At 42.2% G+C, this 16,170-nt stretch carries 13 protein-coding genes and 1 pseudogene; 10 read left to right on the top strand and 4 right to left on the bottom strand.

The features are described from left to right. Nucleotides 1-90 precede the first annotated feature (90 nt). Nucleotides 91-456, bottom strand: coding sequence for a DUF779 domain-containing protein (locus AC1XUF_RS15140; RefSeq protein WP_483342648.1), 366 nt, complete (start codon nucleotides 454-456; stop codon nucleotides 91-93). Nucleotides 457-468: 12 nt separating this feature from the next. Then, complete coding sequence (locus AC1XUF_RS15135; RefSeq protein WP_483342647.1) at nucleotides 469-2,022, bottom strand: aldehyde dehydrogenase family protein; 1,554 nt, start codon at nucleotides 2,020-2,022, stop codon at nucleotides 469-471. 168 nt (nucleotides 2,023-2,190) lie between these two features. On the opposite strand from AC1XUF_RS15135, the gene AC1XUF_RS15130 reads away from it, so the two are divergent. Next, nucleotides 2,191-3,117, top strand: a complete 927-nt coding sequence (locus AC1XUF_RS15130) for an AraC family transcriptional regulator (protein WP_483342646.1) — start codon at nucleotides 2,191-2,193, stop codon at nucleotides 3,115-3,117. Nucleotides 3,118-3,121: 4 nt separating this feature from the next. Here the strand turns inward: AC1XUF_RS15130 and AC1XUF_RS15125 are convergent, their stop codons facing one another. After that, on the bottom strand, nucleotides 3,122-3,589 hold the full coding sequence (locus AC1XUF_RS15125; RefSeq protein ID WP_483342645.1) for a YdeI/OmpD-associated family protein: 468 nt from the start codon (nucleotides 3,587-3,589) through the stop codon (nucleotides 3,122-3,124). Between the two features lie 5 nt (nucleotides 3,590-3,594). Further along, complete coding sequence (locus AC1XUF_RS15120; RefSeq protein WP_483342644.1) at nucleotides 3,595-4,236, bottom strand: 3-keto-disaccharide hydrolase; 642 nt, start codon at nucleotides 4,234-4,236, stop codon at nucleotides 3,595-3,597. Nucleotides 4,237-4,326: 90 nt separating this feature from the next. Between AC1XUF_RS15120 and AC1XUF_RS15115 the strand changes: the two genes are divergently transcribed. From AC1XUF_RS15115 to AC1XUF_RS15075, 9 genes and pseudogenes are all read left to right on the top strand, one after another. Then, nucleotides 4,327-6,099 (top strand): ABC transporter ATP-binding protein, encoded by a 1,773-nt coding sequence (locus AC1XUF_RS15115; protein WP_483342643.1) that lies wholly within the window; start codon nucleotides 4,327-4,329, stop codon nucleotides 6,097-6,099. 358 nt (nucleotides 6,100-6,457) lie between these two features. Further along, on the top strand, nucleotides 6,458-7,198 hold the full coding sequence (locus tag AC1XUF_RS15110) for a tyrosine-protein phosphatase (RefSeq protein ID WP_483342642.1): 741 nt from the start codon (nucleotides 6,458-6,460) through the stop codon (nucleotides 7,196-7,198). Nucleotides 7,199-7,407: 209 nt separating this feature from the next. Next, complete coding sequence (locus AC1XUF_RS15105) at nucleotides 7,408-8,223, top strand: polysaccharide biosynthesis/export family protein (RefSeq protein WP_483342641.1); 816 nt, start codon at nucleotides 7,408-7,410, stop codon at nucleotides 8,221-8,223. Nucleotides 8,224-8,302: 79 nt separating this feature from the next. Next, nucleotides 8,303-10,693, top strand: coding sequence for a GumC family protein (locus tag AC1XUF_RS15100; protein ID WP_483342640.1), 2,391 nt, complete (start codon nucleotides 8,303-8,305; stop codon nucleotides 10,691-10,693). Nucleotides 10,694-11,977: 1,284 nt separating this feature from the next. Next, a pseudogene (locus AC1XUF_RS15095) lies at nucleotides 11,978-12,613 on the top strand (ATP-binding cassette domain-containing protein); the annotation flags it as partial. Nucleotides 12,614-12,730: 117 nt separating this feature from the next. After that, nucleotides 12,731-13,612, top strand: coding sequence for an N-acetylneuraminate synthase family protein (locus AC1XUF_RS15090; protein WP_483342639.1), 882 nt, complete (start codon nucleotides 12,731-12,733; stop codon nucleotides 13,610-13,612). Between the two features lie 11 nt (nucleotides 13,613-13,623). Next, entirely contained in the window at nucleotides 13,624-14,349 is a 726-nt protein-coding gene (locus AC1XUF_RS15085) for an acylneuraminate cytidylyltransferase family protein (RefSeq protein WP_483342638.1), read from the top strand. Then, nucleotides 14,346-15,335, top strand: coding sequence for a Gfo/Idh/MocA family protein (locus AC1XUF_RS15080; RefSeq protein WP_483342637.1), 990 nt, complete (start codon nucleotides 14,346-14,348; stop codon nucleotides 15,333-15,335). Before AC1XUF_RS15085 ends, AC1XUF_RS15080 begins: the two co-directional genes overlap by 4 nt. Nucleotides 15,336-15,345: 10 nt before the next feature. Next, nucleotides 15,346-16,170: an SDR family oxidoreductase gene (locus AC1XUF_RS15075; protein WP_483342636.1), complete on the top strand. Its 825-nt coding sequence runs from the start codon at nucleotides 15,346-15,348 to the stop codon at nucleotides 16,168-16,170.

Below are 16,170 nucleotides of genomic sequence, written 5' to 3'. Positions count from 1 at the left end.
ATGTAAAAAAATCGCGCCGTATTGTAAAATAACAACAGAAAACGAGGCCCAAAGATTGAGCCCCGTTTCCGATTCCTGTCCCAAAAGGCATTATTCGTTCACAGCGGTGAGCTGGCCCGCTTCCTCAGGCGTGTACAGCCTTGATTTGGTTATAAACCGTACACCTAGGGGAATTTCCAGCGAAAAACTAGACCCTCTTCCTGCGGTAACATCAATTGTCAGCTGTGTATGCTTCCAATATTCAAACTGGTCGCGGCTCATAAAAAACTCGCAGCCTGCGATCTCACCCAGCAATACGTCACTATCCGATGTCCGGAATTCGCCTTTTGGAAAACACATCGGTTGCGAACCGTCGCAACAGCCACCGCTTTGGTGGAACATCAATTCCCCATTTTGTTCCCGCAGCTGATCAATTATTTTCTCAGCCTCTGGGGTTACCAGGACCCTGCTTGTCATATTGTTTGCTGATCAGAAAAAGCCCAATTTATTCTTGTCGTAGGAAATCAGCATATTTTTGGTCTGGCGATAATATCCGAGCATCATCTTATGATTCTCCCGCCCAAACCCTGATTTCTTGTAACCTCCAAAAGGAGCATGTGCAGGGTAAGCATGGTAATTATTGACCCACACACGGCCCGCCTGGATCGCACGCGGAACCTGGTAGATTTCATGTGCGTCACGCGTCCACACGCCTGCTCCCAAACCATATAAAGTGTCATTGGCAATTGCGATTGCCTCTTCAGTCGTCTTGAAAGTAGTTACGCAAACTACAGGCCCAAAAATCTCTTCCTGGAATATCCGCATCTTGTTATGCCCTTTGAAGATAGTTGGCTGAATATAGTATCCGCCAGAGATCCCATTTTCAAAAGTCTGGGCAGCTCCGCCCGCCAGGACCTCGGCCCCCTCCTCCTTGCCGATCTTGAGATACGAAAGGATTTTTTCGTACTGATCATTGGAAGCCTGCGCGCCCATCATGGTGGTACTGTCCAATGGATGTCCCATTTTAATCGCTTTGGTCCGTTCGATGACCCGGCTCATGAATTTCTCATAAATGCTTTCATGTACCAACATCCTCGAAGGACAGGTACAAACCTCTCCCTGGTTTAAGGCAAAAAGAACGGCGCCTTCTATGGCCTTGTCAAAAAAAGCATCGTCTTCGTCCGCAACAGAAGGGAAGAAAATATTAGGCGATTTACCACCTAACTCCATGGTAACAGGAATAAGGTTATCCGAAGCATATTGCATAATCAAGCGACCCGTGGTGGTTTCTCCAGTGAATGCAACCTTGGCAACCCTTGGAGAAGACGCCAGAGGCTTGCCTGCCTCCACCCCGAACCCTGTAACAATGTTTAGTACCCCTGCCGGAAGGATGTCACCAATCAACTCCATTAAAATCATGATGGAAGTAGGTGTCTGCTCTGCGGGTTTTACCACCACACAATTACCAGCCGCCAAAGCGGGCGCGATTTTCCACGTGGCCATCAAAAGCGGAAAGTTCCAGGGGATAATCTGAGCAACCACACCAAGGGGTTCGTGCAGGTTAATACAAACCGTATTCTCATCGTGCTCCGAAACACTGCCTTCTTCGGCACGAATTACGCCGGCGAAATACCGGAAATGGTCTACACAAAGCGGCAAGTCGGCAGCACGGGTTTCCCGGATCGCTTTCCCGTTGTCGATCGTTTCAACAATGGCGAGATATTCCAGATTATCCTCGATCACCTGGGCGATTTTTAACAACAAATTGCTTCTGTATGTTGCGGCCGTTTTGCTCCATGCTGGAAATGCCCTGTGCGCTGCATCCAATGCCTTGTCAACATCCTCTTTCGTCGACCGGGCTGCCTTCGTAAAGACTTGTCCGTCTATCGGAGAGACGTTTTCAAAGTATTCTCCCCTCACCGGCTCTACGAATTGACCGTCGATATAATTACCGTACTTCTCTTTAAAATCAGGCCGTTTAGCCAGGTTTTCGCTTGAGTAACTTTTGACTTCTGTTTTTGGGTTTTCGGTGATCGTATCCATGTCTGAAAGGTTAATTAAATGAATATTGCGATACAAACGTAACTTCTTACCGCGTTATCCATTGGTACGATCGTTCCAGATTATAGGATAAATATCTCATTTTATCAAAAAAGATTTATATTTATCAATTCCACGGTCTGGATCAAAAACTGAGCAAATCTCAAAGCAATGGCAGCAGGATATAAACTAAACGAGGTAGCGCTATCCGAAGAAAAATCACTCAAAACGCTGGTTGAGAACCGGCGGGCCTTCACGCTTCAGAACTGTGAGCTGAACCTTTTCGAAACGTTGCGGGAATCGCAGCTGGTACCGCTTACTTTCTCAGACTTTGTGATTACCAGTATGCTCCGTGGAAAGAAGGTCATGCATTTGTTTGAAGAGCCTGGTTTTGAATACCTGCCGGGCGAAACGGTACTGGTACCGGCCAATGTGACGATGAAAATAGATTTTCCTGAGGCCAACAGGGACAACCCTACCCAATGCATTGCTCTGGCGTTGGACCAGAACAAAATTCAGCAAATTGTAGACCGGTTGAATGAAGCCTATCCCCGTGAGGGTAAGCAGCCGTACTGGAACCTGCACCATAACCAATACCATTTTCTCAATAACATCGAACTAGCCCAAACCTTAAATAGGCTCATTCAAATTTGCTCTGGATCAGCATTAGGCAAGGATATACTAGCAGATCTTACTCTGCAGGAACTGATTGTGCTTATTATTCAGACCCAAAACCTGGCGGCGACGGATGGAGACAATTTCGTTCACGAAGACAGCCCGCTTGCCTTTGTCATTAATTACATCCGCGCGCACATTAGCGAAAATATCAGAGTAGATGATTTGAGCGACAAAGCCTGCATGAGCCGGGCGTCGTTCTATCGGGCGTTTAAACGAGAATATAGCTTAAGCCCGCTGGATTTTATTCTGAGGGAAAAAATAAAGAAAGCCAAACATCTTCTTTCGGAAACCAAATCCAGCGTCACCGACATTTGCTACCAGCTGGGCTTTTCAGATCTTAACTATTTTGGAAGGCAATTCAGAAAGTCCGAGGGCATTACACCAAGTCAGTACAGGAATGTAAGTGGCAGGGACATGTAGCCCTCTATTTCACTTTCAACCGGTTGATCATCAAAATGGAACGATCAATTCGCACCTGTACCGATTTGGCGCCCGATATATAATGAATAATGGCTCTTTGATGGCTGGGTAGCGATTCATAAAATCGCCGTTTACCTTCTTCGTCGATTTCAAGAAGTTCCTGTAACTCTTCGGGCATGTCACGCCCTAACTCACTATCGTCCTTCCGGACGGCTAGTCGCAATGTTTGTCCTAATACAAGCTTACCTTTTTGCCGCAAAGGTGTACCGATATTGATATAAAAACCTCCGCCGCCCTTGGGCCGGATCGCACATTGAAAATCAACATGGCCGTTCAACAAGCAACGGACTCGTGCCGGGCGCCGCCCTTCCACAAATTGCGCCGCTACTTCATCAGGTACCATTATATAAAATTCGCCTCCCTTTCTTGGGAAGCGATCCAGTGTAGATTCGAAATGAATAATTTCTTCCAAATTGGTTACTCTGTCAACGGTCTGACCATAATATCTTTGTATAAAACCACGCTTTTAGGATCGTGTGCCTGGAGAGCGAATGTACCGGCTTTCAGAAATTTATTTTTCATATCTCCCTCTCTTTTGTCTACATCGGTTTCCTCGTAGTCCACCACAACCTTGTCGTTAATTTTGATGGTAATGTGTTTGCCCTCTACTTTGATATATTCGGTATACCACTCGTTGTCTTTTGCATAAGTTTCTTTTACGTCCACCACGTTATACAAGCTTCCAGTACGCTTGTAATCCGTGTGCGACTGGTTGACCTGCACTTCATATCCTTGTGAAGGCCAGCCGTCTTCCTGATAAGCAGTATGAATAAAAATGCCCGAGTTAGCGCCGGGTTTCGTCATCACTGTTGCTTTGAATTCAAAATTCTTGAACATGTGATTTTTAACGGGTCCGTCATAAAACAAGTGGGCGCGCGGGCCCGCAACCTGAATGTTCCCGTCTACGATGGTAAAGGAACTGGCGTTGGCGCCTATTTTCCAGCCATCGAAATTTTTACCATTATAAAGTGATATCCAGCCGTCCTGCGCAAAAGAAGCGACAGTTGTGAATGCGATTAACAATAAGATAACACCGGTTGAACAGAGTCCTTTTTTCATATATCTTTTTGTAGTTTATAAATTTGACACCATTCTGCTGAACGGTTCTAGATCAAAAATTCAGAAGCCGGCAAAAACTACTGGTATTAAATGAAGAATCCTTATTTGTCGCTTCTTGCCACGGCATGGAAGTATGCGCGACACCAACGAAAACGTTATCTGCTGGTATATTCGATGTTTGTGATGGCCAATGTCGTTTTAGCGATGAATCCGCTGCTTTACGGCTGGTTTGTGCAATCCATTCAAAAAAATCCCTCAAAAATTCTTTATAATGTATGGCTTTATGCCGGGGGATATCTTGGGTTGTCACTACTGGAATGGGCTTTCCATGGTCCTGCACGGATTATGGAACGAAAGCTCGCTTTTGACCTCAGTAAGAATTTTCTGGACGAAATGTACCATCAGGCACTTCACCTGCCCATCAAATGGCACCAGGACCATCATAGCGGCGCAACCATCAACCGTATCCGGAAAGCTTACGAAGCGCTCAAGGATTTCTTTCAAAATGGCTTCATGTTCCTTCATGCTTTTGCAAAATTTGTGTTTTCGTTCATAGCTATCGTCTGGTTTTCACCATTTTTCGGAGCGATCGGCGTATTGATCGGCATCATCAATATCTGGGTCATTTTCCGCTTCGACAAACCATTTATCAAAGCGTTGGACGAAACCAATGAAAAGGAACATATTGTCTCTTCCACGCTTTTTGACAGCCTCTCGAATATCATAACCGTTATTACCCTACGTCTAGAAAAACGAATGAAAGTTAGCCTGATGGGTAAAGTCGACGACGTCCTTCCACCCTTTAAAAGGTCTATCGTGATCAATGAGTGGAAATGGTTTGTGGCAAGCGTATTTATCGGCATCATATACATTGTTGTGACGATCGGATACGTCCACCAGCATTACATTCCGGGTGAAGTCTTTTTCGTCGGCGGACTTGTTACCTTGCTCAGTTACGTCAATCAATTTACCAGCGTATTTCAGGATATCGCCTGGCAGTACACGGAAATCATACGCTATAATACAGAAGTGCAAACGGCGCGTGTCATTGAAGATACGTATCGTCAGCAGCACACAAAGCAGGAAATCGAAGAACTGCCTGCGGATTGGAAGGAGATTCATATACGTAACCTTCATTTCTCTCATTCAGAAACCTACGACAGCACAAGAAAAGCACACAGCTTACATGACCTCAATATCCGGATTCGGAAAGGGCAGAAAATTGCATTTATCGGTGAAAGCGGAAGTGGTAAAAGTACTTTGCTTGCATTGCTGCGTGGCCTTTATCAGCCAGAACGAAGTACTGAAGTAACGGTAGACGAAAATCATCCCGCAGATATTGAAATGCTCGCTGATCTCGTCACACTTTTTCCACAGGATCCCGAGATTTTTGAAAATACAATTGCCTATAATATTACGCTCGGCCTTCCATTTGACGAAACGGAAATGCTCCAGGTAAGTAGGATTGCGCATTTTGACGAGGTCATCGAAAAACTGCCCCATGGGCTGGAATCAAATATTCAGGAAAAAGGGGTAAACCTCTCGGGAGGCCAGAAACAACGCCTGGCTTTGGCCAGGGGTATCCTGGCAGCAAGAGGCAGTGACATTGTGTTGCTTGACGAGCCGACAAGCAGTGTGGATCCTAAAACAGAAGCCCAGATTTACGATAAAATGTTCAAAGAATTCGAAGGCAAAGCGATCATATCAACATTACACCGTTTGCACCTGCTCACTAAATTTGACTACGTCTATATACTCCGTGACGGCCGTCTTGTCGACGAAGGCACTTTTGCAGACTTGCGCAAGAATAGTACAGTTTTTCTGGATTTATGGAAACACCAGGATGAAGCAAATAACGCTTAATAAGTATTTCGGAGAATATTTCAAAATACAACTACTTTTGAAAACTACAAGTAAACGTTTGTGGGGATCTCAGATGTGCCGTTTTGATGTAACCGTGAGCAACGTAATGATTGATATAGCGTTTTTGGTATTCGTACAGCAGGAAGGGGAACAAATCTACAAACAGGCAACGATGAATGGTGCAAAAGAATAGTACAATTTTACACTTTTATGGATTGCGAAAATTTTCCGTAGAAAATTCTGTAAGAAGTCATATTTTTTATCTTAAATTTGTCCAACTTTAATAAAATCAAAATTCCGGTCAGCAGCTTCGATTTTATATCTTAAAAAAAACGCAGACTCCAAGGCCGAATTTCATATGCTCAACTGGTTATTTGACAAGAAAAAGGATAAGCATGTAAGTTTAGACCACATCGGTATAGATATACATTCTCATCTCATTCCGGGAATAGACGATGGCGTTGAAACGGTAGAAGAGTCCGTTGCAATGATCAAAAAAATGCAGGAACTGGGCTACACAAATATTGTGACTACCCCTCACATTATATGGGATTGTTACAAAAATACTCCTGAGATTATCCGATCCGGCCTAGAAAAAGTTCGACAGGCCATGAGGGCTGCCGGACTCACTGCCCAGCTCGATGCTGCAGCAGAATATTTTATCGATGAACACTTCAGTGAACTGCTTTCCACAAACCAAGAATTTCTGACACTTCCCGGCAATCGGCTTTTGGTGGAGCTCCCCTACTCCACTCCTTTGATGAATACCTCTGAGACACTTTTTTCGATCATTCAAAAAGGGTATCAGCCGGTATTAGCGCATCCCGAGAGATACACCTATTTTTATGCAGATCCCAATATCTATAAAAGGCTGGTAGATCAGGGCTGCGAACTTCAGGTGAATATCTTGTCGCTAACAGGATATTATGGCGAAAACATTACCAAAATGGCCGAGTGGCTCTTACGCAACAATCTGATTACTTTTTTAGGGACTGACGCACACAAAATTCAGCACCTCGAAATGATTCAGCGAAGCAATAAAAATAACTGGTTGACGAAATATCCGTTCCAGAATAAAAAACTTATAGATATACCATGACGATAATTGAATTTATTCTATATTTGTAAGTGTCTTCCTTCACACACTTGTTTGAACAATACCAAGAAAATCTCGCTCAGCGCTTCGCAGACTCTGTCGATTTCTACAAACAGATTTGCAAAAAATTATCCGCTGGCTCTTGAGTTTATTTAAATATAATATTGAGAATCAAGTAATTAGTTTTTTTTTGTTTTACTCACCGTTCAACTATGAATTCGCACACCAGGTCTTTTTCTAAGTCAACCTGCTTTTTATTCTTAATCAGCGTCGTGATTATTAAAGGAACGACTTCCTGCGTATCACCAAAGACCATTGTATATTTCCAAGGGGATACAACACGGCTTTCTTCGTCTCCGATAGTGCAGAACTACATTCCGAAAGTCCAGAAAAATGACATGCTATCAATTGTTGTCGGTAGTTTGAATTCGGAAGCGAATGAGGTATTCAATGCTGCCAACAGATACGCATCGGCATCATCCAGTTATGGGGCAAACGCTGGTTCTGCGGCTGTTCAACCATTTGGTTATTTAGTTGATGGAGATGGGAAAATTGAGCTGCCGCTAGTCGGCAAGGTGAAGGTTGAGGGGTTGGAAACCAAAATCGCTGCTGATACAATCCGAAATAGATTGCTTTTGTTTTTGAAAGAACCTTCCGTTACCCTGAGAAATATAAACTTTAAAGTTTCTGTTCTTGGAGAGGTTAACAGACCGGCAGTGTATAACATTCCTGACGAAAAAATAACATTACCGGAGGTATTGAGCCTCGCCGGAGACCTGACAATTTATGGAAAAAGGGAAAATGTTATGATTATAAGGGAAGAAAATGGCAAGCGGGAGTATGCAAGAGTTGACCTAACATCGAGACAAATTTTTGATTCTCCATATTATTACCTGCACAAAAATGATGTTATATATGTGGAACCTGTTAAGGCGAAAATGAATGCTACCGATAGAACTGTTCAGTTGGCTCCATTATTCATAAGCTTATTAACAGCGCTTTCTCTTATTCTTATTCGCATCCGCTGATTCCTATTCTTTTTAAAATAGGTAAGGCTTTTCAATAAACTATACTCAACAAGATTTTAGTATTTAAGACAGCGCCATTATGAATGATAGAAGCGATACTATCCTGGAACAAAATTTCCGTGAACCAGAAGAGGAAAAGTTTGATGTGCAAATGTACATTCGCCGATACTTCAGGTATTGGTATCTTTTTCCAATTGGAATAACAATGTCTTTACTGGTTGCATTTTTGTATTTGCAAGTCAAGCAACCTATATTTCTGTCCCGAGCATCACTTCTTATAAAAGACGAACAGAAAGGTCTTGGAATGGATGAGAATTCTATTCTTGAGGAAATGGCACAATTCGGAGGTCATAAAATGGTTGAAAACGAAATTGAAGTTCTCAAATCCCAGGCATTAATGGGTCAGGTGATCAAAGAACTTTCATTGGATATTTCGTTCGATGCAAAAGACGGCCTTAAGACTATAGATCTTTACAGTAAAAGTCCGGTATTAGTTAAAGCTGACATTGTAACCCAATATGCCTTGGAAAACCCTTTGGCGATCCATATGGTGGACAGCACTCATTACAGGATTAACGATGAAGAACGGGTTTATACATTTGGGCAAAAGTTCCGTAATCCCTGGGGTATTTTTTCTGTTTATCCTGGGAGTGGTACTTTCGAATATATGGACATCAATGTCCGGTTTAAGCATGTTCCAGCTTTAACTGCCAACATGCTTGAGCGCCTGACTGTTACTCTGCCGAATGCAAAAAGCACTGTGTTGGAATTGACGTTTGAAGATCCGTCGAAGCAACGTGGCAAGGATGTACTAAATAAGTTGTTGGACGTATACGTTCAGTCGTCCTTAAATGATAAGAACAGCGAAGCGAGTAACACGCTTAAATTTATCGAGACCAGACTTGGCTTAATAACAGGTGAGCTGGGTGACGTTGAGAGAGATGTCGAAACCTATAAAACATCGAAAGGTTTGACCGATATAAGTACCGAGTCTCAACTTTTTCTGCAAAATATAAAGGAGAATGACACTAAGCTCAACGAAATCAATACTCAGATAAAGATTTTAGAAAGCGTCGACAATTATATCAAAAATGCAGGGAGCGGCGCTCCTGCCCCAGCGACTTATATGATAGATGACCCTGTCCTGGTATCTCTTCTTACAAAATATAATGAGCTTGATCTACAGCGCGAAAAGTACGCAAGGACTACCCAGGCTAACAATCCACTTTTAGAGACAATCAATACGCAACTTGCACAAACTAGGCAGGCCATCAGAGAAAATGTGCAGAATTTAAGACGGGGGATGGATGTTACGAAACAAAATCTTGAGGGTATCAATACGCGTTTTTCAACCGGACTTAGGAGCATCCCTCAGAAAGAACGTGAGTATGTTGGGATAAAAAGGCAGCAAACTATAAAAGAAGGTTTATATCTCTACTTGCTGCAGAAACGTGAGGAAACTGCGCTTGCCTATGCTTCAACAGTTACTGATAGCAGACTTATCGATGCTCCACAAGCATATCTTTTGCCTATCAAGCCGAAACGCATGGTCGTCTGGCTTGGATCTCTTATCGCAGGATTCGGTATTCCAATTTTACTTATCAACTTAATTTTTCTTTTAAACAATACTGTTCAAAGCAGGGATGAAATTGAAAAAATGAGTAAGGTTTCTGTGCTCGGAGAAATTGGTACTTTAAAAGCTACAGATTCCCCTGACGCGATCATTACTATTACCAGTCGTTCCGCTGTAGCTGAGCAATTCAGAGCCCTACGAACGAATTTACAATATTTAGGTGACGGAAGGTGTCGCACCTTAATGTTTACATCTTCGATAGGTGGAGAAGGTAAAAGTTTTGTCAGTATCAACCTGGCGGCGAGCCTCGCATTTTCTGATAAAAGAGTTGTTCTTGTTGGGCTTGACCTTCGCAAGCCTACGTTACACGAGCGCCTAAATGTTTCTAACGCAAAGGGTATTACCAATTATTTGATTGGCTACGGAGAGATTGACGATCTCGTTCAGTCAACAGGTGTGCATCCAAAATTTGATGTGTTAACCAGTGGGCCGATACCTCCGAACCCTTCTGAACTTATTGGCAATGGTCGATTGCCCGCACTCCTAACAGAACTGAGGTCTAGATATGACTATGTTCTGATCGACTGCGCTCCTTTCGGTCTAGTTACAGATGCTTCTATTGTTTCAGAATATGTTGATTCTACTTTGTACCTAGTCAGGTTTAATTACACATTGCGTGATCATGTAATGAGAATCGCGGATCTCAATAAAAATAAAAGATTTGCAAACCTTTCGGTCATCTTCAATGGTATCAATTACGGAGCTGGCTATGGTTATGGATACGGTTATGGATACGGCGGTTACGGCGGCTATGGCTACGGGTATTACGATAATGACGATAGTAAGAGTTCGAAATCTCTTTCTAGTCGGCTTAAAAAGCTGATTACGCCTAGCTGATCGTCTTCGATCTTCTCCTAAATCTGATCGATCGCTGTAAGGAGAATAAAATCTGGACATAAGCGAGGTTTGGACTTATTTGCAAAAGTCTAACCATTTACTCAACGTTATATATTTTGAATTACTGGTATGCGCTTAAACTATAGCAATAATTTTATAGGCTACTTCCGATTCTACTATGGAGTTCTAGGAAATAAACTTATTGTCAATCTTTGCCTGGGTATAGCAGTAAGTTTTCTGGACGGTGTGGGACTGTCGTTGTTTATGCCCCTACTTCAGTCTTTCAGTAACACGCCACAACATGGCAAGTCTGAGATGGGCCAACTGCATTACATCACTGATTTCCTGGAAATAATTGGCTTTACCCTTACCTTCAATTCAGTACTTTTATTATTGATGTTCCTTTTTATTTTCAAAGGAATATGTAAGTTCATACAACTCAATTCGCAAGTAGCACTGTGGAATCTTTTTATGAGAAAGATTCGATATGCGTTGCTGGAAAATCTGCAAGGGCTTACCTATTCAGGGTTTCTGAACTTGGACGCAGGAAACATTCATAATACGCTGACTACCGAAGCCCAGCGTCTATCTATCTCAATCAGATTCTATTTTAATGCTGCACAGGCGACAGCGATGCTCCTTACTTATGTCACAATGGCATTTCTGGCAAATTATCAGTTTGCAATATTAGTGAGTATTGGTGCAGGTCTCTCCAATTTACTTTACCGAAGATTGTTTGTTTCCATGAAACGGTCTTCCATTAACTTTTCTGCAAAAGCGAGTGAATTCAATGGTCTTTTAACTCAGGCGGTACATCACTTCAAATATCTTAAATCGACTAATTTTTTTAGAGGGTTTTCCGTGCATTTAAGAAAAGTGATCAGGGAATCGGAAGAGATCAATAGAAATATGGGCTTTGGTACTGCTGTTACTTCTGCTGCCAAAGAGCCTATGATATTTGTAATTGTTGTTGCTGTAATATTCATACAAGTGAATTACATGAACACGACAATTGGCAGTATCCTTCTGAGCTTGCTTCTTTTTTACAGAGCACTAAGTTTTTTGTTACTTATTCAGAATAACTGGCAGAATTTCATTCAGAATATTGGCTCCATCCAGTCAGTGACTCATTTAATGAACGCAATGGAGGACAAGCAGGAAGTGCAAAACCCTATGGAAGTACCCCCGCTTAAAAAAGATCTTTCAGTTAAAAGCGCTGTTTTCTCTTATGGAAACAAAAAAGTCCTGAATCAGATTGATATAACAATTGCGAAAAACACCACTATCGCGTTAATCGGAGAAAGTGGATCCGGAAAAACAACGCTTGCAAACTTAATTGCAGGCCTGATAGAACCCGAGTCGGGCTCGGTTCTGGTTGACGGAATACCGCTTACTGACTACAACCTGAATTCATATAGAAACAAAATAGGTTACATATCTCAGGAGGCTGTGATCTTCACAGATAACATTTATAATAATATTACATTTTGGGCCGAACGGACACCCGAGAACATTCAAAGGTTTTGGAATACGGTAGAATTGGCTTCTCTTTCAGACTTTATTGAACAGTCACCTGAAAAAGAATTTACCAAACTCGGAGACAACGGAATTTCAATCTCCGGTGGTCAGAAACAGCGAATTTCAATAGCTAGAGAGCTATTCAAAAATATAGAAGTTCTAATTCTCGATGAAGCAACCTCGGCGCTTGATTCAGAAACGGAGAGAATCATTCAGGAAAACCTGGATAAACTTCACGGAAATTACACGATGATCATTATCGCGCACAGGTTATCGACCATTAAAAATGCCGATACTATTTATCTTCTCGAAAAAGGAAAAGTTGCTGCATCCGGTAATTTTGAAATGATGCTGGAAAAATCCGAACGGTTCAAACGTATGATATCTCTTCAAGAAGTTTAATTCAAAAGACCGGAAATTCGTTAAGTCGAACTCCGCTACTATTCAAATTTAAATACTTAACGTTCATAAACCATTTTTCACAATAAATAAACAATAACATTTTAACGCATAACGGATATGTTTGACTTTAAATACCAAAGACCCAGGGTTATCTCCGAAATCGGCTGCAACCACATGGGTGATTTTGAAATAGCGAAAGAACTTATAAAACTGTCAAAGGATTGTGGTGCTGATTATGGTAAATTCCAGAAACGGAATAACAAGGCTTTATTAACGGAGGAGCAATACAATTCTCCTCACCCAAACCCATATAATTCTTACGGTGATACGTATGGCGCTCATAGAGAATATTTGGAATTCAATCAGGATCAGCATGCAGAACTTAAGAAGTACGCCGAATCAATAGGCATAGGATACGCAACTTCAGTATGGGACAATGTTTCTGCAAGAGAAATCATTGAACTTGATCCAGAATTCATCAAGGTACCATCCGCCTGCAATAACAATTATGAAATGCTGGGAATGTTGAGAGATGAGTATGCAGGAGAAATACACCTTTCTACTGGTATGACGACAAAAGATGAGGTTGAACAGGTTGTTAATTTCTTTGAAGAAACAGGGCAGAGCAAAGACAGATTAGTGATTTACAGCTGCACTTCCGGTTATCCAGTGCCTTTTAAAGATATTTGCTTGCTGGAGATTAAAAACCTTTATGATAAATATGATTCTCGAGTAAAAGCGATTGGCTTTTCCGGGCACCATCTGGGAATTAGTACAGATATTGCTGCTTATACTCTTGGTGCTTATTGGATCGAGAGGCATTTCACCAAAAACAGGACCTGGAAAGGCACTGATCATGCAGCGTCACTTGAGCCAACTGGATTGCAAAAAATCATCCGAGATCTTAAGCATGCATACGAGGCTCTTACCTATAAAGATGTTGAAATCCTTGACATCGAAAAAGTACAGAGAGATAAATTGAAATTCCGTAAAGTTTAATCAATAGCTTGATGAATGTTCTGGCAATTATTCCTGCAAGAGGGGGAAGCAAGGGGCTGAAAAACAAAAATATCCTTCCGATTTTCGGACACCCGCTTATTGCTTACAGTATCCTTGCTGCACAGTTGTCTAACCGTATTACTAGGGTAATCGTATCTACCGATTCGCTGGATATTGCCGATGTTGCGCTGAAATACAATGCTGAAGTTCCGTTTATGAGGCCTGATGAAATATCTCAGGATTTAAGTACCGACATGGAAATGTTTCAGCATGCGTTGGGTTGGCTGAAGGAAAATGAAGGATATGTTCCCGAATTTGTAGTTCAGCTAAGGCCCACCTCGCCCATCCGGTTTGCGGAAGTGATTGATGCTTGTATTGACAACCTGGTTGCCTCAGATGCAGATTCGCTTCGGATAGTAACCGAGTCTCCATGCACGCCCTACAAAATGTGGCGAGTTAATAGAGAAACTGGCCTGATGGAGCCGCTTCTTGTGCTGGACGGAGTTTCAGAACCTTATAATATGCCACGCCAGCAGCTGCCAAAGGTATTTTGGCAGGTGGGGACATTGGACGTGATCAGAACTACAAGTATCACTGAAAAGAATTCTTTGTCAGGAGAGAAAGTCCTGTCACATATTATCACTAACGAAGAGGCGATCGACATTGACGACATCAACAGCTTTGAAAAGGTGGGAGCAACAATTAGCAAGTTAGGTTCTGTTAAATTCTCTTCATGATCGATCTCTTTCAGTCACCGGTGGTTGTTTTTGGGGCAGGATCAATAGGTGAGCGTCACATAGGTGTTCTTCAGAAAGCCGGTTTTACTAATATCCATGTTTACAGAACTAGGAATCTCCCACTCAGAAACATTGATAAGGACTCGGTCAAGATATTTACAGAAATTGACAAAATTGATGAAATAAAACCTCTTGCAGCTATTATATGTACGCCAACTGCATTGCACATGGAGCAAGCCTTGTTTTGTGCGTCAAGGGGAATTCATTTACTCATTGAAAAACCAATTTCTGACACACTAAACAACCTAGATGCCCTGAAAGATCTGGTCAGAGCAAATAGCGTGCTTGTAAAAGTTGCTTATATGCTACGCTACCATCCGGCGATGAGGAAAATCAAAAGCCTAATCAGGGATAAAGTTTATGGTAGGGTACTGAGTTTTCATACACATTGGGGCGAATACCTTCCTGACTGGCATCCCTGGGAAGATTACAGAATGTCTTACGCTGCAAAAAAAGAACTGGGTGGCGGCGCAGCATTGACGTTGAGCCATGATTTGGATATCGTTAACTGGTGGTTGGATGAGCTTCCAGCAAATTATTCTTCTGTCTATAACAGGAGCTCACAACTGGAAGTGGATGTGGAGAGCGGAGCGGATTTCCTTATCCAGTACAAATCCGGAGTTATTGGACACGTACATTTGAATTTCTACCAGAAGATTCCGTCCCGGCATTATCAGATCATTTTTGAAGAGGCAATTCTGGAATACAATTACTTCGAAAATGAACTTAAAATAAAGTCAGTCGAAGATGAACAGACCATAAATTTCCACTCTTTTGATAGAAACAATATGTTCAGGGATCAGACATCCGACTTTTTTGAAAGTATAAACACACTATCAGCTTCTGAAAAAATTGCATACTCGCTTGATCAGATAGACAGCGCCGCCTTGCTTGTCCAAATTTGTGAGCAAACCAACGATATTTAAAATTGACAACATGCAGAATGAGAATCTTTTTGATATAACTGACAAAGTGATCCTGGTGACCGGTGCTCTGGGACTTATAGGGATGGAAATATCCCAAAGTTTTCTGAAACAGGGTGCCAAGGTCGTTCTGGCTGACATTAACACAACAGCAAAGGAATATTTTGTCGAAAAGGTGGCTGACGTCAGCTCCGATAACTACCTGTTCGTACAGGTGGATATCACCAGTGAAATTTCCGTTGAAAGCGCAGTCAATGCAACGGTTGAAAAATTTGGAAAGTTGGATGTGCTGGTAAACAATGCCGCCATCGACGCAAAATTCGATAAAGAGAATACATCAAAAGTAAATCAGAGCCGGTTTGAATATTATCCGCTGGATCTGCTGCGCAGGTCGGTGGACGTGAATCTTACCGGGACTGTTATCATGACCCAGTATGCCTGTCGGCAGATGCTGAAGCAAGGCAGCGGCAACATTATTAATGTTGCTTCAACCTATTCGATCGTCTCCCCCAACCAATCCTTATATGATTTCGGTCACGGGGTTAGCAACTTCAAGCCAATAGATTACATCGCCTCGAAATCATTCATACCGAATTTTACAAGATATATCGCAACTTTTTATTCGAAGGATAATATTCGTTGCAATGCTATCGTGCCACACGGAATTTTCAACAATCATGAGGAGCCGTTTTTGATTAATTTCTCTAAAATGAGCCCTCTTGGAAGAATGTGTAACCGTGAAGAACTCAATGGTCCGTTCACTTTTCTTTCGTCCGAAGCATCCAGCTACATTACCGGGGCCGTATTAATGGTCGACGGGGGCTGGACTGCCTGGTGA

The sequence above is a fragment of the Dyadobacter sp. HNCC25DJ185 genome (assembly GCF_056895195.1).
Note: the sequence above shows the minus strand (reverse complement) of the source record. Positions and strands in the feature narration are given on the sequence as shown.